This window comes from Mesorhizobium sp. INR15 (assembly GCF_015500075.1).
GTDB lineage: Bacteria > Pseudomonadota > Alphaproteobacteria > Rhizobiales > Rhizobiaceae > Mesorhizobium.
Window position 1 is genome coordinate 4,280,719 of the sequence record NZ_CP045496.1, and the last position, 23,905, is coordinate 4,304,623.

Annotated in this window: 21 protein-coding genes; 12 read left to right on the forward strand and 9 right to left on the reverse strand. The window is 62.5% G+C overall.

The features are described from left to right. Nucleotides 1-47: 47 nt before the first annotated feature. From lpxD to lpxB, 5 genes are read left to right on the forward strand one after another with little or no spacing between them, the layout of a single operon-like run. Entirely contained in the window at nt 48-1,106 is a 1,059-nt protein-coding gene (gene lpxD / locus GA829_RS20800; RefSeq protein WP_195174556.1) for a UDP-3-O-(3-hydroxymyristoyl)glucosamine N-acyltransferase, read from the forward strand. Further along, nucleotides 1,099-1,569: a 3-hydroxyacyl-ACP dehydratase FabZ gene (fabZ, locus tag GA829_RS20805; protein ID WP_195174557.1), complete on the forward strand. Its 471-nt coding sequence runs from the start codon at nt 1,099-1,101 to the stop codon at nt 1,567-1,569. The genes lpxD and fabZ overlap by 8 nt, the downstream gene beginning before the upstream one ends. Nucleotides 1,570-1,582: 13 nt before the next feature. Continuing rightward, nucleotides 1,583-2,416, forward strand: a complete 834-nt coding sequence (gene lpxA, locus GA829_RS20810; protein ID WP_195174558.1) for an acyl-ACP--UDP-N-acetylglucosamine O-acyltransferase — start codon at nt 1,583-1,585, stop codon at nt 2,414-2,416. Next, a complete protein-coding gene (locus tag GA829_RS20815) occupies nt 2,403-3,299 on the forward strand; it encodes an LpxI family protein (RefSeq protein WP_258051798.1) in 897 nt (298 codons plus the stop codon). The genes lpxA and GA829_RS20815 overlap by 14 nt, the downstream gene beginning before the upstream one ends. Continuing rightward, entirely contained in the window at nt 3,292-4,464 is a 1,173-nt protein-coding gene (gene lpxB, locus GA829_RS20820) for a lipid-A-disaccharide synthase (protein WP_195174560.1), read from the forward strand. Before GA829_RS20815 ends, lpxB begins: the two co-directional genes overlap by 8 nt. Nucleotides 4,465-4,498: 34 nt before the next feature. Here lpxB and gltA read toward each other — a convergent pair whose 3' ends face one another. Continuing rightward, entirely contained in the window at nt 4,499-5,827 is a 1,329-nt protein-coding gene (gltA, locus tag GA829_RS20825) for a citrate synthase (RefSeq protein WP_195174561.1), read from the reverse strand. Nucleotides 5,828-6,010: 183 nt separating this feature from the next. Beyond that, on the reverse strand, nt 6,011-7,435 hold the full coding sequence (gltX, locus tag GA829_RS20830; protein ID WP_195174562.1) for a glutamate--tRNA ligase: 1,425 nt from the start codon (nt 7,433-7,435) through the stop codon (nt 6,011-6,013). Nucleotides 7,436-7,536: 101 nt separating this feature from the next. On the opposite strand from gltX, the gene GA829_RS20835 reads away from it, so the two are divergent. Beyond that, on the forward strand, nt 7,537-9,981 hold the full coding sequence (locus GA829_RS20835; RefSeq protein WP_195174563.1) for a ComEC/Rec2 family competence protein: 2,445 nt from the start codon (nt 7,537-7,539) through the stop codon (nt 9,979-9,981). Here GA829_RS20835 and lexA read toward each other — a convergent pair. From lexA to GA829_RS20850, 3 genes are all read right to left on the reverse strand, one after another. Then, a complete protein-coding gene (gene lexA, locus GA829_RS20840; RefSeq protein WP_195174564.1) occupies nt 9,975-10,712 on the reverse strand; it encodes a transcriptional repressor LexA in 738 nt (245 codons plus the stop codon). The two genes, GA829_RS20835 and lexA, sit on opposite strands and share 7 nt — an antisense overlap. A gap of 346 nt (nt 10,713-11,058) precedes the next feature. Further along, nucleotides 11,059-12,033 (reverse strand): pyridoxal-phosphate dependent enzyme, encoded by a 975-nt coding sequence (locus tag GA829_RS20845; protein ID WP_195174565.1) that lies wholly within the window; start codon nt 12,031-12,033, stop codon nt 11,059-11,061. Then, nucleotides 12,030-12,803, reverse strand: a complete 774-nt coding sequence (locus GA829_RS20850) for a GntR family transcriptional regulator (RefSeq protein WP_195174566.1) — start codon at nt 12,801-12,803, stop codon at nt 12,030-12,032. The genes GA829_RS20845 and GA829_RS20850 overlap by 4 nt, the downstream gene beginning before the upstream one ends. Before the next feature lie 154 nt (nt 12,804-12,957). On the opposite strand from GA829_RS20850, the gene GA829_RS20855 reads away from it, so the two are divergent. From GA829_RS20855 to kynU, 4 genes are all read left to right on the forward strand, one after another. Beyond that, nucleotides 12,958-13,944, forward strand: coding sequence for an ABC transporter substrate-binding protein (locus GA829_RS20855; RefSeq protein WP_195174567.1), 987 nt, complete (start codon nt 12,958-12,960; stop codon nt 13,942-13,944). A 62-nt stretch (nt 13,945-14,006) separates the two neighbouring features. Continuing rightward, nucleotides 14,007-14,786 carry an ABC transporter ATP-binding protein gene (locus GA829_RS20860; RefSeq protein WP_195174568.1) on the forward strand — a complete coding sequence of 260 codons (780 nt, stop codon included), beginning with the start codon at nt 14,007-14,009 and terminating at the stop codon, nt 14,784-14,786. A 5-nt stretch (nt 14,787-14,791) separates the two neighbouring features. Next, nucleotides 14,792-15,715 carry an ABC transporter permease gene (locus GA829_RS20865; RefSeq protein ID WP_195174569.1) on the forward strand — a complete coding sequence of 308 codons (924 nt, stop codon included), beginning with the start codon at nt 14,792-14,794 and terminating at the stop codon, nt 15,713-15,715. A 15-nt stretch (nt 15,716-15,730) separates the two neighbouring features. After that, complete coding sequence (gene kynU / locus GA829_RS20870; protein ID WP_195179746.1) at nt 15,731-16,978, forward strand: kynureninase; 1,248 nt, start codon at nt 15,731-15,733, stop codon at nt 16,976-16,978. A 91-nt stretch (nt 16,979-17,069) separates the two neighbouring features. On the opposite strand, the gene kynA is transcribed toward kynU, so the two are convergent. Together kynA and GA829_RS20880 are read right to left on the reverse strand one after the other, a co-directional pair. Continuing rightward, nucleotides 17,070-17,906 (reverse strand): tryptophan 2,3-dioxygenase, encoded by an 837-nt coding sequence (gene kynA / locus GA829_RS20875; RefSeq protein WP_258051799.1) that lies wholly within the window; start codon nt 17,904-17,906, stop codon nt 17,070-17,072. Then, on the reverse strand, nt 17,903-19,528 hold the full coding sequence (locus GA829_RS20880; RefSeq protein WP_195174570.1) for an AMP-binding protein: 1,626 nt from the start codon (nt 19,526-19,528) through the stop codon (nt 17,903-17,905). The genes kynA and GA829_RS20880 overlap by 4 nt, the downstream gene beginning before the upstream one ends. A gap of 343 nt (nt 19,529-19,871) precedes the next feature. On the opposite strand from GA829_RS20880, the gene GA829_RS20885 reads away from it, so the two are divergent. Both GA829_RS20885 and GA829_RS20890 read left to right on the forward strand, forming a co-directional pair. Continuing rightward, the gene (locus GA829_RS20885; RefSeq protein WP_195174571.1) at nt 19,872-21,212 is read left to right on the forward strand and encodes an IS1182 family transposase; all 1,341 of its coding nucleotides are present in this window, start codon (nt 19,872-19,874) and stop codon (nt 21,210-21,212) included. Between the two features lie 121 nt (nt 21,213-21,333). Then, on the forward strand, nt 21,334-22,161 hold the full coding sequence (locus tag GA829_RS20890) for an alpha/beta hydrolase (protein WP_195174572.1): 828 nt from the start codon (nt 21,334-21,336) through the stop codon (nt 22,159-22,161). A 54-nt stretch (nt 22,162-22,215) separates the two neighbouring features. On the opposite strand, the gene GA829_RS20895 is transcribed toward GA829_RS20890, so the two are convergent. Then, on the reverse strand, nt 22,216-23,421 hold the full coding sequence (locus tag GA829_RS20895) for a molybdopterin molybdotransferase MoeA (RefSeq protein ID WP_195174573.1): 1,206 nt from the start codon (nt 23,419-23,421) through the stop codon (nt 22,216-22,218). Beyond that, nucleotides 23,422-23,904, reverse strand: a complete 483-nt coding sequence (gene moaC / locus GA829_RS20900; RefSeq protein ID WP_195174574.1) for a cyclic pyranopterin monophosphate synthase MoaC — start codon at nt 23,902-23,904, stop codon at nt 23,422-23,424. Between the last annotated feature and the right edge of the window lies 1 nt (nt 23,905).

A 23,905-nucleotide genomic window follows, 5' to 3' on the forward strand; every position in this document is an offset into this window, starting at 1 on the left:
TCGGTCCGGAAGAAGATGTTCCGACCTAGCTGGATATAGCTTCTGGAATGACCGATCCGGTGTTCTTCGCGCCCTCACGCCGGTATACGGCGGGCGAAGTCGCGAATCTGACCGGCTCGGTGCTTGTCGATTCCGGCCAATCTCATGTGTTTATTGACGCCTTGGCGCCAGCCAGCGAAGGCGGCGAGAATGCGCTCGTCTTTGTCGATGGCAGGCGCAATTTCGCGCTGATGCCGTCGCTGCGGGCGGCGGCGGTGCTTTGCCCCGCCGAGTTCGCCGGCAAGGCGCCGGCCGGCGTTGCCGTTCTGGTTCATCCGCGCCCGCAACAGGCTTTCGCACTGGTTGGGCGGCTGCTCTTTCCTGCGGCAGCAACACCAGGGCCGATGACTGGTGAAACCGGCGTCTCGCCACATGCGCATGTCGATGCGACCGCTCATGTCGAGGCGGGCGCCATCATTGAAGCAGGCGCTGTCATTGGACCGGGCGCTTCGATCGGCAGCGGAACGGTCGTTGCTCCCAACGCCGTCATCGGGCGGCTCTGCCAGATCGGCCGCGATGGCTATATCGGGCCGGGCACCAGTATCCAGTACGCGCTGATCGGCAACCGCGTCATCATTCACGGCGGCGCCAGGATCGGCCAGGACGGCTTTGGTTTTGTCGCCGGTGCCAAGGGCCCCGAACGTGTGCCGCAGATCGGCCGCGTCATCATCCAGGATGATGTCGAGATCGGTTCGAACAGCACCGTCGATCGCGGCGCCATGTCCGATACCGTTATCGGTCAAGGGACCAAGATCGACAATCTCGTTCAGATCGCCCATAACGTCCGTATTGGTCGCAATTGCATCGTGGCCGGGCTTTCGGGTATTTCAGGTTCCGTGACAGTGGGCGACAATGTCACCATGGGCGGCGGTGTCGGCCTTGCGGATCACCTGACCATCGGGGCAGGGGCCAAGCTTGCCGCCAGAAGTGGATTTATGAGCAATGTCCCCGCAGGCGAAATCTGGGGCGGTTATCCGGCGCAGCCGATGGCGGAAGCCATGCGGGAGATAGCCATGTTGCGCAAGCTCGCCAGGACCCGGAAACAGGGCGAGGGAGGCAATGGCTGACATGATTGCGGCGACGACGACGCTTGAAGCGGTCGACATAATGGGGCTGATGAAGCTCCTGCCGCACCGCTATCCGTTTTTGATGATCGATCGCATTATCGATATCGATGGTGACGACTCCGCTATCGGCATCAAGAACGTCACCATAAACGAGCCGCATTTTCAGGGCCATTTCCCGGACCAGCCGGTGATGCCCGGCGTGCTGATCGTCGAGGCCATGGCGCAGACGGCCGGCGCCATCTGCATCCGCAGTCTTGGTACCGAAAAGCCGTCGCTGGTCTATTTCCTGACCATCGACAATGCCAAATTCCGAAAACCGGTCGTTCCTGGCGACCAGTTGAAAATTTATGTGAAGAAAATCAAGAAACGCGGCAACTTGCTCAAATTCGCCTGTGAAGCCCTGGTCGATGGCGCCAAGGCGGCTGAAGCCGATATTTCAGCGATGATGGTGACGAGCGACTGACGATCGAATGCTTATGAAAATTCAGACACTCATCCACCCTTCCTCGGTTGTCGAGGCAGGCGCTCAGATTGGCGAAGGTGCTCGCATAGGGCCGTTTTGTCATGTCGGCGCAGAGGCTGTGATTGGCGACCGCGTCGAGCTGGTCAGTCATGTCTCGGTGATGGGCGCGACCACGATCGGCGCGTCAACCAAGGTTTACCCGATGACGACATTGGGGGCGCCGCCGCAGAATACCAAGCACAAGGGTGGCCGCACCACCTTGGTGATCGGTGAGAACTGCACGTTGCGCGAAGGGGTGACCATGCACCTCGGCACCGATAGCAGCCGTGGCGAGACGACGATCGGCGACAACGGCAATTTTCTTGCGTATGCGCATATCGCTCATGACTGCGTTGTCGGCAACAATGCCACCTTCGCCAATGGGGCGACGCTGGGCGGCCACTGCGAGGTCGGCAACAATGTCTATATTGGCGGGCTGACGGCCGTTCATCAGTTCGTTCGCATCGGTGACAATGCTTTTCTGGGCGGGTGCTCGGCAATCGTCGGTGACGTCATGCCCTATGCGATCGCTGTCGGGAATCGCGCCAGCCTGCGCGGCCTCAACATCATCGGGCTCAAGCGCTCAGGCCTGCCGCGTTCTGAAATCCAGCTGCTGCGCAAGGCCTACAAGACGATCTTTGACCGTTCGCGCACCGTTGGCGAGAACATCGAGTTCGCCAAGGCTGAATTTGCCTCGTCACCCACTGCGATGAAGATTGTCGACTTCTTCACCAGCCGCGGCAAGCGGCACTATGCGGTGCCGTCGCTCAAAGGGAGCGATGGCGACGATGGCGATGACGAAGACTGAGGCGGCGCCGGATTTCGTTCTCGCGCCAGGAGCCAAGGTCGGTATCGTTGCCGGTGGCGGTAGCTTGCCGGTCGAGGTTGCTCAAGGCCTTGCTAAGCACGGCTATCCGCCTTTTGTCCTCCTGATGGAGGGCGAGGCCGATCGTCAGCAGGATCTGCGCCGGTACGAGCACGGCACTCTCGCCCTCGAGCAGATCGGCTCATTGATACCAACGCTGAAGCGCCACGGTGTCACTCACCTGGTTCTCGCCGGCGAGATCAAGCGCAGGCCGCGGCTGACCAGGATTCGCCCGAGCCTTGGCTTGCTGGCGATCGTGCCGACGGTGATCATGGCGCTGGCGCGCGGGGATGACGGTCTTCTGAAGGTCGTAACCCGCGGCTTGGAAAAGCGCGGTATCAAAGTGATCGGCGCGCATGAGGTTGTTCCCGAACTTGCCGCTGGCGAGGGCACGCTGACCGCAACCGGCCCAAAGCAATCGGACTGGCGCGACATTGAAGCGGCCAGACAGGCGGCAAAGGCCATCGGCGCGCTTGATATCGGCCAGGCAGCCATCGCGATCGGTGGTCGGGCCATCGCGCTTGAAGGCATCGAAGGCACCCAAGGCCTGCTCGAACGAACGCGGGAGCTGCGCGGTCACGGGAGATTAGCCGGCAAAGCGCGTGGTGTGCTGGTCAAATGCGCCAAGCCTGGCCAGGAGTTGCGAGCCGACCTGCCGTCGATCGGCCCGCAGACTGTCGAGTCGGCACATGCGGCCGGGCTTGCCGGCATAGCGGTCGAGGCCGGGCGCTCGTTGATCCTTGAGGGGCCGGCGACCATCGCGCGTGCCAACGCGCTCGGGCTGTTCATCGTCGGCCTGCCAGCAGTGGAGCCAATGCATGGCTGACAAGGTGCTGAAGATCGCTATCGTCGCCAGCGAGGAATCAGGCGATCTGCTGGGCGCCGATATCGTGCGCGCGCTGAAAGCCTCGACAGGCCGCGAGGTGCGGCTTGTCGGCCTTGGCGGCCGCCATCTTCAGGCGCTCGGATTGGTTTCACCGTTCGACGCCGGTGATGTCGCGCTCATGGGCTTCAGTGCTGTTCTGCGTGACCTGCCGCGCCTGATAAGGCGGATCGGCCAGATGGCCAAGATAGTCGCGGATGCCCAGCCGGACTGCCTCATCACCATCGACAGCCCAGACTTTTCGTTGCGCGTCGCCAAAAAGGTACGTGCGGCCACCCCATCGATCCCGATCATCCACTATGTCTGCCCGAGTGTCTGGGCATGGCGGCCGGGCAGGGCGGTGGCGATGAAGCCCTATGTCGACCACATCCTCTGCATCCTGCCGTTCGAGGTGAAGGAACTGGGCAGGCTTGGCGGCCCACCCGGCACCTATGTCGGGCATCGTCTCACGCATGACGCTGGCGTGCTCTCGGCGGCCAAGGCGCAGGCCCAACCGCGCGACCTTGCGCCGGACCGTGTGAAGACGCTGCTTGTCCTGCCTGGCTCACGGGGTGGCGAGGTGCGCCGGCTGCTGGAGCCGTTTGGAGAAACCGTGTCGATGCTGCGGGCGCGCGGGCACCGCCTGCGGCTGATGCTGCCAACCGTGCCGCATGTCGCGGACACTGTTCGGTCCGCGGTCACCAGATGGGACGAGAAACCCGAGATCATTCTTGACCCGGAGCGGAAGTGGCAGGCCTTCGGCAAGGCTGACGCGGCGCTGATCGCGTCGGGAACAGTCTCCCTGGAACTGGCGCTCGCTGGCGTGCCGACGGTCTCCTGCTACAGGCTTGACCCTGTCGCCCGTGTCGTCGCGCCTTATCTTGTTTCCGTCTGGTCGGCGCTGCTGCCGAACCTGATCTCGGACCGGGCACTGATCCCGGAATTCTACAACGAATACGTCAAGCCGAACAATCTGGCGCGCCAATTGGAAGCGCTGTTTGCCGACACAGGCATGCGCGCCTGGCAGAAGGACGGGTTTGCCGAGATTGCGCGACGCATGGCCACCGGCAAGCCATCCGGCGAAATCGCTGCTGGTGTCGTGCTTCAACACATAAAAAAGGCGCCCTGAACGGCGCCTTTTTTGTTTGCGGAACCTCCGGCGATCAGCGCTTGGCGATCGGCACGTAGTCGCGTTCCGGTGCGCCGGTATAGAGCTGGCGTGGGCGGCCGATCTTCTGGCGCGGATCCTCGATCATTTCCTTCCACTGCGCGATCCAGCCGACAGTGCGGGCGACCGCGAACAGCACGGTGAACATCGTGGTCGGGAAGCCCAGCGCCTTCAGCGTGATGCCGGAATAGAAGTCGACGTTGGGGTAGAGCTTCTTCTCGATGAAATAGGGAACGGTGAGCGCGATCTTTTCCAATTCCATGGCGATGTCGAGCAGCGGATCATCCTTGATGCCGAGTTCGCCCAAAACCTCGTGTGCCGTCTTCTGCATGATCTTGGCGCGCGGATCGTAGTTCTTGTAGACGCGGTGGCCAAAGCCCATCAGCCGGAACGGGTCGTTCTTGTCCTTGGCGCGGGCGATGAATTCCGGGATGTGGTCGACATGGCCGATCTCGCCCAGCATGTTGAGCGCCGCTTCGTTGGCGCCGCCATGAGCCGGGCCCCACAGGCAGGCAATGCCAGCGGCGATGCAGGCGAAAGGATTGGCGCCCGAAGAGCCGGCGAGACGAACGGTCGAGGTCGAAGCATTCTGCTCGTGATCGGCGTGCAGGATGAAGATGCGCTCCATGGCGCGCGCCAGAACCGGGTTGATCTTGTATTCCTCGCACGGCACCGCAAAGCACATATGCAGGAAGTTGGCGGCGAAATTCAGCTCGTTCTTCGGGTAAATGAAGGGCTGGCCGATGTGGTATTTGTAGGCCATCGCCGCGATCGTCGGCATCTTGGCGATCAGCCGCATCGACGCAACCATGCGCTGGTACGGATCGGATATGTCAGTCGAGTCGTGGTAGAAGGCCGACAGCGCGCCAACCACGCCACACATCACCGCCATCGGGTGCGCGTCACGGCGGAAGCCGGTGAAGAAGCGCGACATCTGCTCATGCACCATGGTGTGGCGCGTCACGCGGTAGTCGAAATCGTCCTTCTGCGCCTTGGTCGGCAATTCGCCGTAGAGCAGGAGGTAGCAGACTTCGAGGAAGTCGCCATGTTCGGCCAACTGGTCGATCGGGTAGCCGCGATGCAGGAGGATGCCGGCGTCACCGTCAATGAAGGTGATCTCCGACTCGCAACTGGCGGTCGAGGTGAAGCCCGGGTCGTAGGTGAAAGCGCCGGTGGTGCTGTAGAGCGCGGCGATGTCGATGACATCGGGTCCGACCGAGCCACTTCGCACCTTGAATTCGTGCGTCTTGCCGGCGAATTCAAGCGTTGCGGTGGCCTCCTGGGTCTTGCCGCCCAATTCCAGTTTTGTCGCTGCTTCGGTCATTGCAAACTCCTTCTTCTTTCCTCATGCCGGCAAAGGCAAATTCTGCAAAGCGACACGTCGAAATCACCGGAATGCGCGTATTCGCGACCGCATTTTAGGGGGTGCGTGCCAGATTGGGCCAAGGCCTAATGTTGCACTGCGAAACGCGCCTTTCAATGCCAATCTTCTTGGGCCAGATTGCTCCTAATCGATTTGATCGGCAATGCGTGCCAGGCTCTCGTCGCGGCCAAGCACGGCAAGCACATCGAACACACCCGGTGAGGTGGTTTTGCCGGTCAAGGCGGCCCGCAACGGCTGCGCAACCCCGCCAAGCTTATGGCCGCCTGAAAGCGCATAGTCGCGGATCGCGGCCTCCGCCGATGCCGCCGTCCAGTCACCTGAAACAGCGTTCAATGCCGCATGCGCGCCGCGCAGGATGTTGCGCGCATCGTCGTTGAGCACCAAGGCAGCTTTTTCGTCGATCGGCAACGGCCGCGTGGCAAACAGGAAGGCGGCACCGTCGACCAGTTCGACCAGCGTCTTGGCGCGCTCCTTGAGGCCCGGCAAGGCAGCCAGCAACTGCGCCCGGGTTTTGTCGTCAAGGCGCGCGGCAAGTGCGGGCCCGCCTTCGAGATGGGGCAGCGTGGAGATGAAGATGTCGAACAGCGCGGCGTCATCCATGCGGCGCATATGCACGCCGTTCAGGGCCTCGAGCTTGGCGAAGTCGAAGCGCGCGGCACCCTTGTTGACGTCGCCGATGTCGAACCAGGCAATCATGTCTTTGATCGACATGATCTCGTCATCGCCATGGCTCCAGCCAAGCCGCGCGAGATAATTGAGCAGCGCCTCGGGCAGATAGCCCATGGCGCGATAGGCCTCGACGCCGAGCGCGCCGTGCCGCTTGGACAGCTTGGCGCCGTCAGCACCATGGATCAGCGGGATATGCGACATCGAAGGCAAATCCCATCCCATGGCGTCATAGATGACAGTCTGGCGTGCGGCATTGGTCAGATGGTCGTCGCCCCGGATGATGTGGGTAACGCCCATGTCGTGGTCGTCGACGACGACAGCGTGCATGTAGGTCGGATTGCCGTCCGAGCGCAGGATGATGAAATCGTCGAGATCCTTGTTGGGAAAGCGGACGTCACCCTGCACGCGGTCCCGCACCACAGTCTCGCCCTCTGACGGCGCCTTGATGCGGATCGCGCCCTTGACGCCAGGAGGCGCCTCGGACGCGTCACGATCACGCCAGTGGCCGTTGTAGCGCGGCGGCAGGCCCTTGGCCCGCGCTGCCTCGCGCATCGCGTCGAGCTCGGCAGGTGTTTCGTAGCTGTAGTAGGCCTTGCCCAGGCGCACGAGCTCCTCGGCCACTTCGCGATGGCGCGGCGCGCGCTCGAACTGCGATACCGCGTCACCTTCCCATGACAGGCCAAGCCAGGTCAGTCCGTCGAGGATGGCGGCCGTCGCCGCGTCACTGGATCGCTCACGGTCCGTGTCCTCGATACGCAGCAGCATCGTGCCTTGCGTATGCTTGGCATAGAGCCAGTTGAACAGCGCCGTGCGCGCGCCACCGATATGCAGGTAGCCGGTGGGCGAGGGAGCAAAACGGGTAACGACCTTGTCGGACATGGAACTCTCGGGAAGCGTCTGAAGCGGGGTATGGGGGGCGGACTTTCGCGCGTTGCGCGTTCATGTAGCATAGGAGGTCAAGGGCGCAAGGGGCAGACCCGATGGCCGGACGAAGCCGGGGTGGGGAGGAGGGCGAGGATACCGTCATCGGTGTCAGCGAACGATCATTGTTTGCCATGCCTTCGGCCACCTTGGCAGTTGCCGTTCCGCTGCCTGAAAACCGCCCTGACCATCCAACCGCCGATGTCCCGACGCAAGGTCCGGTCCGCGAGGCCGGTGCGGTCACGCGCCTGCGTTCGCCTTTGCGCCGGTTCTCCTTGCCTCGCGTCGGCAACGGTATCGCCCTGGCCGCTGGGCTGGAGCTTGACCGGGGCATCGCCTTCCTGCTCGTGCCGGTGTTTCTGGCATGCGGAGCCATCGGCTATTTCTCGCTGGCGGCGGAACCGGATTTTCCAAAGCCTATCGCCGCCGTCGTCTTGATGGCGGTCTGCGCGCTCGCGTCGCGTTCCTGGCACAGAACCAATCTGTGTTTCGTGGCGGCGCTGTTGTGCGCGCTCGGCATGCTTGCCGCCAAGGTCGAGACATGGCGGGCGGGCACTCAGATGCTCGGCTCGGAAATATCGACGCAACTGACCGGCCGCGTCGTCTCGATCGACCGCATGGCAAACGGCCGTATTCGACTGACCCTCGACGTGATTTCGACCGCGCGGCCGAAGCTGCGCTACATGCCGGAACGGGTTCGCCTGTCGGCGCGGAAAATACCCGCTGAGACGGTCGCCGGCTCCCAGGTCACCGGCTATGCCAAATTGCTGCCGGCAACCGGCCCGGTGCGGCCGGAGAGCTATGACTTCTCCTTCGACAGCTATTTTTCCGGCATTGGCGGCAGCGGCTTTTTCCTCGGCAATCCGCAGGTTGTTCCGTCTCAAGGCATGCCGTTCAGCGCCAGGCTTTCCGCGGCGATCGAGAATGCCCGCGAGACTATCGCCGATCACATTCGCGGCATTGTTGGTGGCGCCGAAGGTGAAATTGCCGCCGCATTGATCGTCGGCGTGCGCGCCGGCATTCCTGAAGAGATCAATGAGTCGATGCGGCGCACCGGCATCTATCACATCATCTCGATCTCAGGGCTGCATATGGCGCTGGTCGCCGGCACCATCATGGCGATGCTGCGCGGCGCTTTCGCCTTGTTCCCGGATTTCTCCTCGCGGCGCCCGGTCAAGAAATACGCCGCGGCGGCGGCACTTTTCTCTATCGCCGCCTATCTTGTGGTCTCCGGCGTGGTGGTGGCAGCCGAACGCAGCTTCATCATGCTGGCGGTGATGTTGATTGCGGTCCTGTTTGACCGAGCAGCGCTGACCATGCGCAATCTGGCGATCTCGGCCATCGCCGTCATCGCGATATCGCCGCACGAGGTGGTTGGTCCGAGCTTCCAGATGTCGTTTGCTGCAACCGCGGCCCTGGTTGGTGCCTATGCCGGCTGGTCGGACTATCGCGCGGGAAAAACCAGGACGCCGCCGCCACGGCGCTCCTTGCCCGGCTTTCTGACGCGAAAGTTCCTGCTGATGATGGGCGGTCTGGCGATGACCTCGATCATCGCCGGCAGTGCCACGGCGCTGTTTGCGATCTGGCATTTTCAGCGCGTGTCGCCGCTCAGCCTGTTCGCCAATCTGGCCATCATGCCGATCGTGTCCATCGTGATGTTCCTGGCCGTCGCCAGCGCGCTGCTGATGCCATTCGGCCTCGATGGGCCCGCCCTCTATTTGATGGGCAAAGGGCTGACCGCGATGATCGCCGTATCCGGCTGGATCTCCGAGCGCTCGCCGGTCGATGCCGTCGGTCTGATTTCGCAGCGGTCGGTCCTGCTGGCAACGATTGCCCTGATCATCGCGACAATGGCGACGACCCGGCTGCGGCTAGCAGCCGTTCCGTTCGCGCTAGCCAGCCTGTTGACGGTCTCCGGCGCCGAAACGCCCGACGTGCTGGTCTCCGAGGATGCACGGCTGGTCGCACTGCCGATCGGCGGCGGCGAACTCGCCGTCAACCGGCCGCGCCCGAACGAGTTCACCGTCGACAACTGGAAACGCGCGCTGCGATCCGAAACCATCGTCCTGCCGGAGGTGTTCAGCAAGGAAGACGCGCAGTTCGATATCGACCCTGCTGATCTGCCGTCAGGAGCGCCGTTCTACTGCATGGCCGGTGTGTGCGTTGCCCGGCATCCGTCCGGCGCGATCATCGCGCATGTCGAGGACCGCAAGGATGCCTGGAGAGCCTGTGCGTTTGCCGACCTGATCATCATCAACGACGCCACGGCCTACGATCCGTGTCACAATCCGCTGGTACTCGTTCTGACCAAAAGACAGCTGGCCCGCAAAGGCAGTGCCGCGATCTTCTTCGATAGGCTATCCGCGACCGCGCCGGCACGGATCAGCTTCGCCGTCGACAGACCATACCGGCCCTGGCACGAACAGCGAAAATTCTCACGGGAAGCGCGAGGCTTGCCGCCCTACGTCAAGCCGGAGAAACAGGCAGCGCCTCAGGCTCAATAACGCCGGATCAACCCCACGAGCTTGCCTTGCACCTTGACCCGGTCTGGCCCGAAGATGCGGGTCTCATAGGCAGGATTGGCGGCTTCAAGCGCAATCGAAGCGCCCTTGCGGCGGAACCGCTTTAGCGTTGCCTCTTCTTCGTCCACCAGTGCCACGATGATCTCGCCCGGGCTTGCGGTGTCGGCGTTGCGGATGATGACTGTGTCGCCGTCGAAAATACCGGCCTCGATCATCGAGTCGCCCTTGACCTCCAGCGCATAGTGCTCGCCGCCCATGATCATGTCCGGCGGCACCGAGATCGAATGCGTCTGGTGCTGGATGGCATCAATCGGCACACCGGCGGCGATACGGCCCATCACCGGGATGGATACGGCTGAGACCGCGTCATCGTCATTGCCGGCCGAAGGCATGCGCGAAGGAGCTGGTTTGATCTGCCGGCCGAGGCTGCCCTGACCACCGCCGCCCTGAATGACGCTGGGCGAAAACTTGCGCGCCGCGTTGAGGCCGGGTGCGATCGAGTCGGGCAGCCGCAGCACTTCGAGAGCACGGGCACGATTGGGCAGCCGGCGAATGAAGCCGCGTTCTTCCAGCGCCGTGATCAGCCGGTGAATGCCGGACTTGGAGGCAAGATCGAGCGCCTCCTTCATCTCGTCGAAGGATGGGGGAATGCCGCTTTCCTTCAGGCGTTCATGAATGAACATCAGCAATTCATGTTGCTTGCGCGTCAGCATGGCAGCCCCCAGGAGTTCTGAAACCAGAATCGGAAAAACAAACCCAGAACAAACACTATCTGTTCCAGTTGTGTTCCGCAACTGTTTAAAGTTTAATGAATTTGTTAAGACGGCTGAAATTATTGTCGGCACCGTGCCGCTTCGCCACGGCTCATTTCACGCCGCTGGCGCATGCTTTCCAGCGTTGAAATTGTTATGGTTAACGGCGTGTGGCCCATCCCATGGCGAATCCTGGCACCAGTCATGGACAGGTGCCCAAGACGGATATGTCGACCTTTGCTGACTTGCCATTTGCCGTGAACGAAACGAAGCCAAAATGCCAACCACGGGTGGGTCGGCGCCAACATCACGCCGGTGGGACTTCCCCGGCCAAGACCTGCGCATAGGCGCCAGCATCGATGTTGCCACCGGAGATGACACAGACGATGTTGCCAGTTGCCTGCTCGCTGCAAAGAGCGGCGGCCAGTGACGCCGCCCCGGCACCTTCGGCCACGAGCTTCGCTTTCGAAAACAGCAGCCGCATTGCTTCCGTCACCTGCTGAAGGCTGACGGTAATAGCGCCGTCGATAAGCTGGTTTGCCAAAGGCCATAGTTCAGGCACCAGCGACGGCCCACCGATGCTCTTGATGAAGGAGGGCTGCGTCTTGATATCGACAATGCGCCCGGCCGCCAGGGCGGCGGTGACCGGCGCCGCGTTTTCGTCTTCGACCGCGAAGACTTTCGCGTCGCGCCGCAATGCCTTGACCGCGCTGGCGACCCCGGTTGTCATGCTGCCGCCGCCGTAGGGCGTCAGCACGCAATCGACTTCCGGCAGGTCTTCGACGATCTCCAGGCCGATGGTGCCATTTCCCGCCAGTACCGCCTGATCGGTGACGGGATTTATGAGGAGTTCAGCGATATCCGGACGCTCAATCCCGGTGATGTATCGCCACCAGGTCTCGTGCGAAATGAAACGCACCTCGCCACCAAGGCGGCGGACTCCATCGATCTTGGTCTGGGGCGCGTCCGCATACATGTAGGCGGCCATTGGAACGCCAAGCGCCCTTGCGGCCCAGGCCATTCCATAGGCCATGTTGCCCGAACTGATCGTGGCGACGCCATGCCGTAGCGCATCGGCGTCGCGGGAAAGCAGAGCATTCAGCGCCGGCCTGATCTTGAAGGCGCCTATGGGCGACAGGGTCTCAAGCTTTAGGAATATCCGTTGGTCGGTCCCGCCAAGATCGACACGCAGCAGCGGTGTCCGTGGCAACGACGCGGCCAGCCGGTCGCGAGCCGCGCCAATCTCCTCGAGTGTCGGGCGGCGCGGGAGCGTTGAGCTCATTTGCCGACCGTCTTCAAGCTGCCGGCACGCGCGGTGTACTTGCTCGCGTTGTTGTCTTCGCTGTGGACATAGACATGCAGCGTGTAGCCGATGTGGGCCACCATCAACGCCTTTGCCCGCTCGACATCACGGTCCAGCGCCGCTTCCATGATCGCGGTGTGGTGCTCGATCGCTATCGCCTCGCGCAACGCATCCATGGCCTCTTCATAGCCATCCTTGAGCCCTGCCGCGGCGCGCAGTGTCGGCGCAAGGCCAAGAAAGCGATGATGCCGGCGCAACTGGTCGGCGATTGTGGAGCGGAATCGCAGCAGCCAGTTGGAGGTCGACGCACTCAGCAGTGCCGCGTGGAAGGCCTCGTGGCTCTCGTCCCATTTGTCGACGGCCTCATCCGAAGGATCGTCAACCGCGGTCTTGCAGCGGGAGAGCCGGTAGTGGGCGGTGACGACGGCATCTTCCCATGCTTTACCGCCTTTCTCGATCGATTCCAGGAACAGGGGTATCTCGACAACCATCCTCGCGTGCGCCAGATCCTCGAGTTCGGCTCGCGATACGGGGGCGACGGCAAAGCCGCGATTGCTGATCGCGGTGACCAGGCGCTCGGCCTCCAGCCGCGACAATGCCTCGCGCAGAGGTGTCCAGCCAACGCCGTAGGTGCCGCGCAATGCGCTCAGTTTGAGGGGCGCGCCCGGCATGAGGCGGGTGGTGAGGATATCGCGCCGCAGCAGCTGATAAGCCGCCTCGGTCTTTGTCGATCTCTTCTGATCCTGCATGCGCTTTCGTCCGTCAGCTGACCTGGGAAGAATTATATATCATGTGAGGGTGTGGCAAGAATTATATATAATGTTTGACAGGCAAGGATGGACTGATCATGATTGCCACAGTTGCCGCACCGTAAGCGGCACCAATCAAATCTGGGAGGAAATGATGATGAAGTTGAAATCCGCTTGGCTGCCGGGATTGGCCCTGGCCGGCGTCCTGATGGCGAATATCGGCGCTTCGGCCGCTGATCAGATCCGCATCGGCATCGCCAATTTTGGCGAACATCCGCAATTGAACGCCGCCGTCGCCGGTTTCAAAAAGGCGCTTGCCGCGAACGGGTTCAACGAAGGCAAGGAAGTCGTCTACACGGAAAGCCATACCAATTTCGATGCGTCGCTGGTTCCGCAGATGATCGCCAAGCTCCAGGCCGACCAGCCCAAGCTGATGTACACCGTCACCACACCGGTCTCGCAGATCGCCAAGAAGGCATTGGCCGGCTCGGGAATTCCAATCGTGTTCGCGGCCGTGACCGATCCGGTCGCCGCCAAGCTAGTTCCGTCGTGGGACGCCGGAGACGAAGGCATGACCGGCGCGAGCGACCTTCAGGATGTCGCGGCTGTGATGGCTTTCACCAAGAAACTGCTGCCGAACGCCAAGCGTTTCGGCGTGCCTTACAATCCGGGCGAGGCGAACGACGTCGCGCTCCTGGAAAAGATCAAGGAAGCAGCTCCGGCAGCCGGGTTCGAAGTGGTCGAGGTCGGCATCGACAACGTCAATGATATCCAGCAGCGCATTGCCTCGCTGGCAGGCAAGGCCGACGTGATCTATGGGCCGACCTCCAACCTCATCCAGCCGGCCATCGCGGCTGTCTCGGCCGCGGCGCGTCAGGCCGGCATCCCGGTCGTCAACGCTGACGTCAATGCCGTGCGCGGCGGCGTCGTGCCGGCAAGCTTCGCGGTCAACTACGAGCAAGTCGGCGTCAACGCCGGCAACATCGCGGCGGAAATCCTGAAAGGAAAGGATCCCAAGACGATCGCGCCTTCGCGGCCTGCCTACAAGGACCACTCGGCGCTGATCTCAAAGAAGGCGATGGCCGCCTTCGGCATCGAGATCCCGGCTTCGCTGGCCGATTGCGGCTGCATCGTCGACTGACATCGAGCTTCGTCAACAAGTGGCGGCGTCGCTGACGCCGTCGCTTTTTCCGGGAGGGACGGATGCTCGAAATCCGATCTGCACGCAAGGTATTCTACAAGGGGCAGGCCGACGAAAAGATCGCGCTGGATGGTCTCAGCCTGTCGCTCGCCACGGGCGAATTCGCGGTCGTCATCGGCTCCAACGGGGCCGGCAAGAGCAGCATGCTCAACGCGATTTCAGGGTCTCTGATGCTTGATTCCGGCCAGATCCTGATCAACGGCACTGATGTCACCAACTTGCCGGTCCACATGCGCGCCATGCGGCTTGCGCGTGTTTTCCAGGACCCGATGCGCGGTACCGCCGCCTCCATGACGGTCGCGGAAAACATGCTGCTGGCTGATCTTCGTAGCAAGAAACGCACCTTGCGTCAGGGATTGAACCCCACCCGCATCGCGGCCTACCGCGAGCGCCTGGCCATGCTGGGCCTTGGTCTGGAGAACCGGCTCGACACCCGTGTCGATCTTCTCTCAGGCGGGCAGCGGCAATCGCTGTCACTGATCATGGCAGTCGGCGGCTCACCGGACCTGCTGCTGCTCGACGAACATACCGCCGCCCTCGATCCGCGCACCGCCGACATTGTCATGAAGGCGACGGTTCGGGCGGTCGAGGCGCTGAAGCTCACGACCTTGATGGTGACCCACAACATGCAGCACGCAGTGGAGTACGGCAGCAGTGTCGTCATGCTCGACGCAGGGCGGGTTCGCCTCGAAGTCACTGGAGCGGAAAAGGCTAACGTCACCGTTGCCGACCTGATCGGCCACTTCTCCGTCAAGACCGACCGCATGCTGTTGGCGAGCTGATCATCATGGACTTTATCCAGACAGTTCTGACCAGCTTCATCGCCATCATTCCCGTCACGTTGGCGCAAAGCCTGATCCTGGCTTTTGTCGTGCTCGGCATCATGATCCCGTTCCGCATGCTGAATTTCCCTGATCTCACCAGCGAAGGGGCGTTTCCGCTCGGCGGCTGCGTCTGCGGGGTTCTGCTTGCTGGCGGTGCATCGCCGCTGACCGCCATCGCCGTCGCGTTGATCGCGGGCTTCGCCGCCGGTTGCTGCACAGCGTTCATCCATCTGCGCTTCCGCATCCACACGCTGCTTGCCGGCATTTTGATGATGACGATGCTCTACAGCATCAACCTGCGCATCATGGGCAAGTCGAACCTTTCGGTCTTTGGTACTCCTGCTGTGTTCGACTGGGCGCCGTTCATGCGCCCGGGTTTTCCGGCCAGCAAGATCGCCGTCGCCGGACTGATCGGCCTCGTTGTCTTCGTGCTGCTCAACATGTTCTTCAAGACCGAAAAGGGCACGGCTGTGCGTGCGGTCGGTGCCAATCCCGACATGGCGGAAGCCCAGGGCATCAATGTCTGGGCGGCGACCATTGGCGGCGTCGGCCTGGCCAGCGCGTTTTCGGCAACCAGCGGCGCGCTGATGGTTCAGTCGCAAGGCTTCGCCGACGTCAATATGGGCCTTGGAATTCTCATCAACGGCCTTGCCGCCCTGATGATTGGCGAGGCCATAGTCGGCAAGCAGACGGTGCGGCGCCAGTTGCTGGCTCCTTTCGTCGGAGCGGTCGTCTACTACCAGCTTGTGTCGTTCTGCCTCGCAGCCGGCATGCCACCTCCCGACCTGAAGCTTGCCACCGGCCTGTTCGTGCTCGCCATGCTGGCACTGCCAAGCCTGAAGCGCAGCCGTGGGCCGGCGCCCGCGCGCGAAACCATCCGCGAATAACCAAGGACTGATCGCATCATGAATATTCCAGATCTCGCGGCAATCGAGGCGATGGATGCCAAGGACCCGCTACGTGCCATGCGTGACCGTTTCATCCTGCCGAAAGGGGTGATCTATCTCGACGGGAACTCGCTCGGGGCCGCCTCTCACGCCGTATTCGATGAGCTGCGGACGGCATCGGCGCAGGAATGGGCAGAGGACCTCATCCGGGCCTGGAACACGGCGGGATGGTTCAACATGCCAACGACGCTTGGCGACCAGCTCGGCCGCCTGATCGGTGCGGCGGCCGGCCAGACGGTTGTCTGCGACACGACGTCGACCAACATCTACAAGGTGCTGCACGCGGCGCTCGAGATGCGGCCGGACCGCTCCGTCATCGTCGCCGAGGGCGACAGTTTCCCGACCGATCTCTACATGGCCGAAGGCGTTGCCTCGACGCGGCCGGGCGCGGTGCTTCGTCTCGAAGGTGTCGATGCAGCTGATATCGAGGATCTGATCGATGAGCGCGTCGCGGTTATTCTGGTCAACCACGTCAACTACAAGTCGGGCGAATTGCGCGATATGGCTGCATTGACGCGCAAGGCGCACGAGGCCGGCGCGCTGATCATCTGGGATCTGTGCCACACCGCCGGCGCCCTGCCGGTCGAACTCGACCAGGCGAAAGCCGATTTCGCTGTCGGCTGCACCTACAAATATCTCAATGGCGGTCCGGGCGCGCCAGCCTTCATCTACGCTGCGGAAAGGCACCTTGCGGAAGTCCGCCAGCCGCTCAGCGGCTGGTGGGGGCATGCGCGGCCCTTTGCCTTCGAGCGAGGGTATGTCGCCGGCACCGGCATCCGCCGGTTCCTGTGCGGCACGCAACCTATCCTCTCGATGCGGGCCCTGAAAGGCGCGCTCGACATCTGGAACGATGTCGACCTGACGGCCGTGCGCAAAAAGAGCGCAGCGCTGACGGACCTCTTCATCCAGCTCGTTGAAGCAAGGTGCGGTGCTTTTGGTCTCACTTTGGAGAGCACGCGCGATGGGGCCAAGCGCGGCAGCCAGGTGTCGTTCCTTCACGACCACGGATATCAGGTCATGCGTGCGCTGATCGATCGCGGCGTGATCGGCGATTTCCGCGCGCCCTCGACCATCCGTTTCGGCTTCACGCCGCTCTATGTCAGCTACGCCGATGTGTGGCATGCAGTCGACGTGCTGGAAGATATCCTGCGCACGGATGCCTGGAAGGACCAGCGTTTCGCCGTGAAGGAAGCCGTTACCTGAGGGAGCGGGGCGGGGCGCTTTCCTCGCCTCGACCAGTGCTGCGGCTTCGTCCGCTAAAAAAGGCCCATCCGCGCGAATAGGCCTTTTGACGTCAAAGTCGGGTGCGGACTGTCCAAAGCTCCGGGAACAGCACCACTTCGAGCATTTTCTTGAGATAGGACGCGCCCGAGGTGCCACCGGTGCCGCGCTTCAGGCCGATGATGCGCTCAACCGTGGTGACGTGGTTGAAGCGCCAGCGCCGAAAATAGTCCTCGAAATCGACCAGCTTCTCGGCCAGTTCATAGAACATCCAATAGCGCTGCGGGTCGCGATAGACGGTCTGCCAGGCGACCAGAACCTCTTCGTTCTCGGTGCGGGTTTCGCGCCAGTCAGTGCGTTTGGCGTCGGCGCCGATATCGAAGCCATTGCGGGCAAGCAACAGCAGCGCTTCATCATAGAGCGACGGCCCGGCCAGGATCGCCTCCAGCTTCTCGCTCAGGTCCGGCCTGTGTTTGTGTGGGCCGAGCATGGCAAGGTTGCGGTTGCCGGCCATGAACTCGATCGCGCGGTATTGCCAGGACTGGAAGCCGGACGACTGGCCGAGCGCGTCACGGAACTCAGTGTACTCGCTGGGCGTCATCGTGCGCAGCACGTCCCAGGCATTGTTCAACTGCTCGAAGATGCGGGCAACGCGCGACAGCATCTTGAAGCTCGGCTCCAGGCGATCGGCGCGGATGGAGCGGATCGCGGCACCGATCTCGTGCAGCGCGAGCTTCATCCAGAGCTCCGAGGTCTGGTGCTGGATGATGAACAGCATCTCGTCATGCGCTGACGAGAGCGGTGTCTGCGCCTCGAGGACCTTCTCCAGGTGCAGATAGTCGCTGTAGGACATGCGCTCCTTGAACGACATCTGCGCGCCTTCCGACGCCGGATCGTATGGCTCGCTCAATTGATTTTCTCCGTGCGCAGGCGGAACCGCTGGATCTTGCCGGTCTGGGTCTTCGGCAAGGCGGCAATGAACTTTACCGATCGCGGATATTTGTAGGGCGCGATGGTTGCCTTGACGTGGTCCTGCAGGCGCTTGGTGGTCAGCGCGTCCGGTGCAACGCCTTGCACCAGCACGACATGCGCCTCGACGATCTGGCCGCGCTCGGTATCGTCGGCGCCGATCACCGCGCATTCCGCGACATCGGGATGCGACAGGAGTGCCGCCTCGACCTCGGGGCCGGCGATGTTGTAGCCGGCGCTGACGATCATGTCGTCGGAGCGCGCGGCGAAGTGGAAAAAGCCATCCTCGTCCTGGGTGAATGTGTCGCCGGTCAGGTTCCAGCCGTCGCGGACATATTCTTTCTGCCTGTCATCGGCCATGTAGCGGCAGCCGGTCGGCCCGCGCACGGCCAGGCGGCCCGTGGCGCCGCGCGGCACCTCTTGCATCTCGTCGTCGACGATCCGCGCGATATAACCGCCGACAGGTTTGCCGGTCGAAGCCGGCTTCATGTCAGCGAAGCGATTTGAAATGAAGATGTGCAGCATTTCGGTGGCGCCGATGCCGTCGAGGATCGGTTTGCCGGTCTTCTCGGTCCATTCGGCGAAAACGGGAGCCGGCAAGGTTTCGCCGGCCGAGACCGCGACGCGCAGCGACGACAGGTCCGCGCCTTCATCCATCGCCTTGAGCATGGCGCGGTAGGCGGTCGGCGCGGTGAAGGAGACGGTCGCTTTGTAGGTTTCGATGATGTGGATCATGTTGGGCGGCGTCGCCTGTTCCAGCAACGTGGCCGCGGCGCCGAAGCGCAGAGGGAAGATGGCAAGCCCGCCGAGGCCAAAGGTGAAGGCTAGCGGCGGTGAGCCGACAAAGATGTCGTCGGGCGTCACCTCGAGCACCTCGCGCGCGTAGGCGTCGGCGATGATCAGGAGGTCGCGATGAAAATGCATCGTTGCCTTGGGAACGCCAGTCGTGCCGGAGGTGAAGCCGAGCAGGGCGACATCATCGCGTCCTGTCCTGACGGCGGCAAAGGTGACCGATTTGTCGAGGGCGGCGCGATCGAGTTCGGCGTCGTGGTTGGCGGTGCCGTCGAAGCCGATGACCTGCTTGAGGAAACGGCTGTCCTTGGCGCAGGCGGTCATCTCGTCCATCAGCCTTGTGTCGCAAAGCGCAACCGTGATTTCGGCCTTGTCGACGATCTTGCCGAGCTCGCCGGCGCGCAGCATCGGCATGGTGTTGACGACAACAGCGCCGACCTTGGTGGCCGCCAGCCAGCAGGCGACCATGGCCGGATTGTTGGCGGAGCGGATCAACACCCGGTTGCCAGGCTTGACGCCGTAATTTTCGACCAGCGCATGGGCCAGCCGGTTCGTCCAGTCGGAGAGTTCCTTGTAGGTGCGGCGGCGGCCATTGCCGATCAGTGCCGTATGATCGCCGAGACCCTTCTCGACCAGCCTGTCGGTCAGCTCGACACCGGCGTTGAGGTAGTCGGGGTATTCAAAGCCTTCGAGCAGGAATTCCGGCCATTGATCCGGCGGCGGCAGGTGGTCGCGCGTGAACGTATCGATATGCGCTGATGGCCCAAGCATGTCGCCGCTATCCTATCTGCTGCCTGGCCAATGGATGGCGCTCAGGCCGGTTCGGTGGAATTGAAATTCCTGCACTTCCAGAGAGCCTATGTGCTGCCGGCGGAACCTTGCACGACAATGCGGTCGCGCAGAGTTTGATCGAAGATTTGATGTCACGGGCAACACAGCTGACCTCCCATTGTCGGCTGTTCGTATACACAGGATCGCACCAGTCGAAATTTGTTTCAAGCCTAAAATGTTTTGCCGCTGGCACATTGACGCATGGCCTGGCGATGGCCATTGCTAGGAGCCTGTCCGAGTAGTCGCTGTTCAATTGGGCACGAGTCTGATTCTAATTGCGACCATGAGCAAGCATTTTCGCGCGTGGAAGATTGATCAGCCGCAGTTGTTGCCGCCGAGCGTGCAGGATTTTGTGCCGAGGGACCACCTGTCACGGTTCATCGTGGATCTGGTGCGGGAGAGCCTCGATTTGAGCGAGATTACCAGCAGCTATAGGAGTGCGCTTGGCCAGCCGCCGTTCGATCCGCGGCTGATGGTGGCGCTGCTGCTCAACGGCTATGCGAGCGGCCTCTATTCCTCCCGGCGCATCGCCAAGGCGTGCGTTGAGCGCGCCGACTTCATGATGATCGCGGCGCTGGATGCGCCGGATTTCCGTACCATTTCCGAGTTCCGCAAGCGGCACCTCAAACAGCTGGCCGGGCTGTTCGTGCAGGTGTTGAAGCTGGCCGAGAAGGCCGGGCTGGTGCGGCTCGGGCATGTCGCGCTCGACGGCACCAAGATCAAGGCGAACGCGTCCAAACACAAGGCGATGAGCTATCAGCACATGAAGAAGCGCCAAGCCGAGTTGCAGGCGGAGGTCGATCGCTGGCTGGCCGCCGCTGAGGCGGCGGATGCCGAAGAGGACAAGCTGCACGGCAACAAACGAGGTGACGAACTGCCCGGCTGGGTCGCCGACAAACAGAGGCGGATCGCCAGGATCGCCCAGGCCAAGGCTGAACTGGAGGCCGAGGCGAAGGCCGCGGCCGACGAGGAGCGCCGCATCGAGGCCGAGAAGCAGAAGAGCCGCGAGGCCGAGGGCCGCAAGAAGACCGGCAAGCCCGCGGCTGCGCCATCCGACGAGCCCGCCGCGAAGGCCCAGCGCAACTTCACCGATCCTGAAAGCCGCATTCTCAAAACCAAGGATGGTTTCATCCAGGGCTATAACGCGCAGGCGGCCGTCGACGGCAAAGCGCAGATCATCGTTGCACACGGGTTGACGCCGAGCACGAGCGACTATGGCCAGTTGGTGCCGCTGGTCGATGGCATCCAAGCCAATCTCGGCCGCAAACCGGAGCAAGCGTCCGCTGACAGCGGCTATCTGAGCGAAGTCAACCTCGCCAGCCTCGACCAACGCGGGATCGATGGCTACATCGCCACCGGACGCGCCAAACACCCCACCGCCGACAACGGCAAGGGCGGCGGACCGTTGACACAGGCAATGAGAAAAAAGATCGCCGACGGCGGCTTCGAGACCCCCTACCGACTGCGAAAGCAGATCGTGGAGGCGGTGTTCGGGCAGATCAAGCAGGCACGCGGCTTCCGCCAGTTCCTGTTGCGGGGACTGGCAAACGTGCGTGCCGAATGGGCGATTATCTGCACCGCCCACAACCTCGTGAAGCTGGGAAGCCTCCTCAGGGCCTCCTGACCAGGCTATCGTCACCCGAGAGCCTGTCGCAATCAGACTATCTAATGAAATGAACCCGACCGGAACGCTAACTGGACGGGCTCCTAGTGGCTGAAACGATGCCGTTTGGGGGAGGGTGCAGGTGCTCGAACATCACATTGCCGATTGGGACAGTGCCTACTCCAACGGGGCCAACATAGCCGGCAGCGACCGCTGGCCGGCCGCCTGGGTGGAGCCCGCGAAAGCATTTCGCGATACGCTTTCAGCCTCTGGCCGGGCTCAGCTCGACGTCACCTATGGCGACAGGCCGCGCAATCGGCTCGACCTGTTTCTTCCCAGCGCCTCCCCCAAGGGGCTCGTCGTATTCATCCACGGTGGCTACTGGAAAGCGTTCGACAAGAGTTTCTGGTCGCATCTAGCCGCTGGAGCGGTCGAAAACGGTTTTGCGGTAGCGATGCCGTCCTACACGCTCTGCCCGGAAATCCGCATTGCCGGCATCGTCAGGGAGGTCGGCGCGGCGATCGGCAAGGCAGCGTCAATGGTCGAGGGGCCCATGATGCTGACGGGGCATTCCGCCGGCGGACATCTCGCCAGCCGCATGGTGACGGCAACGACGCCTTTGGCATCAGACGTGGCGAAGCGCATACGCAACGTGGTGTCGATCTCGGGCGTGCACGATTTGCGCCCGATGATGGCGACCGAGATGAACACGGCGCTGGCGATCGACGAGACTGAGGCGCTGACGGAAAGTCCGGCACTGCTGCGCCCAATGTCCAATGCCCGCATCACCTGCTGGGCAGGCGGCGGCGAGCGTGCGGAATTCCTTCGCCAGAACGCCTTGCTCGCCAACATCTGGACCGGCCTCGGCGCCACGACCAGCACTGTCGTCGAACCTGACCGGCATCATTTCAGCATTATTGATGGTCTTGCCGACCCGGTGCACCCACTGACGCGGACGTTGATCTCCTGATGGAGCTCCGCTCAATTTTGTGATTGATTTATCAGCGGCTTGCGGGTCGTTCTTTCAGCGCAACATAAGGACGTTGCAAAGCTCGCCTTCGCCCACTGCGGGTGCAAACGGTGCGCGCACGATCAGCCCGTTGGCGTCGGCCAGCATGCGCAGCATCGAGGAGTCCTGGATGCCGAACGGGGTCGCTATCAGTTCGCCATCGCTTTCGCTGACCACTGCTCGCACATAGTCCTGCCTGAGGTCGTTAGCCGGCATTGCCGCACCCAATCGCGCCTGCCGGATATCCTGTTTATGGCTGCGGCCGCCAAGCCGAGCCAGCAGTGGCTTCAAGAACAGTTGCGAGCAGACCAGGCTCGCCACCGGATTGCCGGGCAGGCCGATGCACCTGACGTTGCCAAGGCGGCCAAACATCAGCGGCTTGCCGGGACGCATGGCGATCTTCCAGAAGTCGAGCGTCATGCCTTCACCGGTCAGCACGTCGTGGATCAGGTCGTGGTCGCCGACCGAGGCGCCGCCCAGCGTGACAATGACATCGGCGCCGGCAGCGACAGCCTTTTTTACCAGAGCTGCGATGGCTTCCTTGCGATCGGCGGCGATGCCGAGATCAAGCGCCTGGGCGCCGACCGAAAGTGCAGCAGCCGCAACGCCATAGGCATTGGAGGAGATGATCTGGTCGGGGCCGAGTTCACTGCCTGGCGGCAACAATTCGTCGCCGGTGGCGATGATGGCTACGAGTGGCCGCTTCACCACATTCACACGCGGATGATTGGCCGATGCCGCCAGCGAAAGTGCAGCCGGATCGAGGAAGCGGCCTTTCTCCAGCAGAATGTCGCCCTTCGAGAAATCGAGACCAACGCGGCGGATGTTGCGCCATTCCGCAGTGGACTCGGTCACTTCAATGGTGCCGCCGCCAAGGTCGCGGACATTCTCCTGAATAACGATGGTGTCAGCGCCTTCAGGCAGCGGCGCGCCGGTGAAGATGCGCACGGCTTGCGCCTTGCCAACAGCGCCGTCGAAGCCTCGGCCTGCCGGCGCCATGCCAATTACCGACAGCCGCGAAGGCACGGATGTCACATCGGCAGTGCGGGCGGCATAACCATCCATGGCGGACGCGTTGAACGGCGGCTGGGTTCGCAATGCAACGACAGGATCGGCCAGCACGCGGTCCATGGCTTCCAGTAGGGAAACGCTTTCGCCGGCCAGTGGCGCGGCGCCGTCCAGCAGGCGCTCAAGCGCTTCCGCGACTGGAACCAGCGCCATCTAGGGGGCCACCTTGTAGTCACCGGATTTGCCGCCGGTCTTCTCGACCAAGCGGATGCCGGAGATCACCATGGCGCGATCAGCGGCCTTGGCCATGTCATAGATGGTCAGACACGCAACCGAAGCGGCGGTCAGCGCTTCCATCTCAACGCCGGTCTTGCCTGTGACGCGCGCCAGCGCCGTCACTCTGAGGCCAGGCAAGGTCGGGTCGGGCTCGATGTCGACGGACACTTTCGTCAGAAGCAGCGGATGGCAGAGCGGGATCAGCTCATGCGCCTTCTTGGCGGCCATGATGCCGGCGATACGCGCGGTGCCGAGCACATCGCCCTTCTTGGCGTTGCCTTCGAGGATCATCTCAAGTGTCTTGGGCTGCATCGAGACAAAGCCTTCGGCGATCGCCGTGCGCGTCGTCTCGGCCTTGTCGCCGACATCGACCATATTGGCCTCGCCCTGCGCGCCAAGATGGGTGAGGGCAGGTGTCATG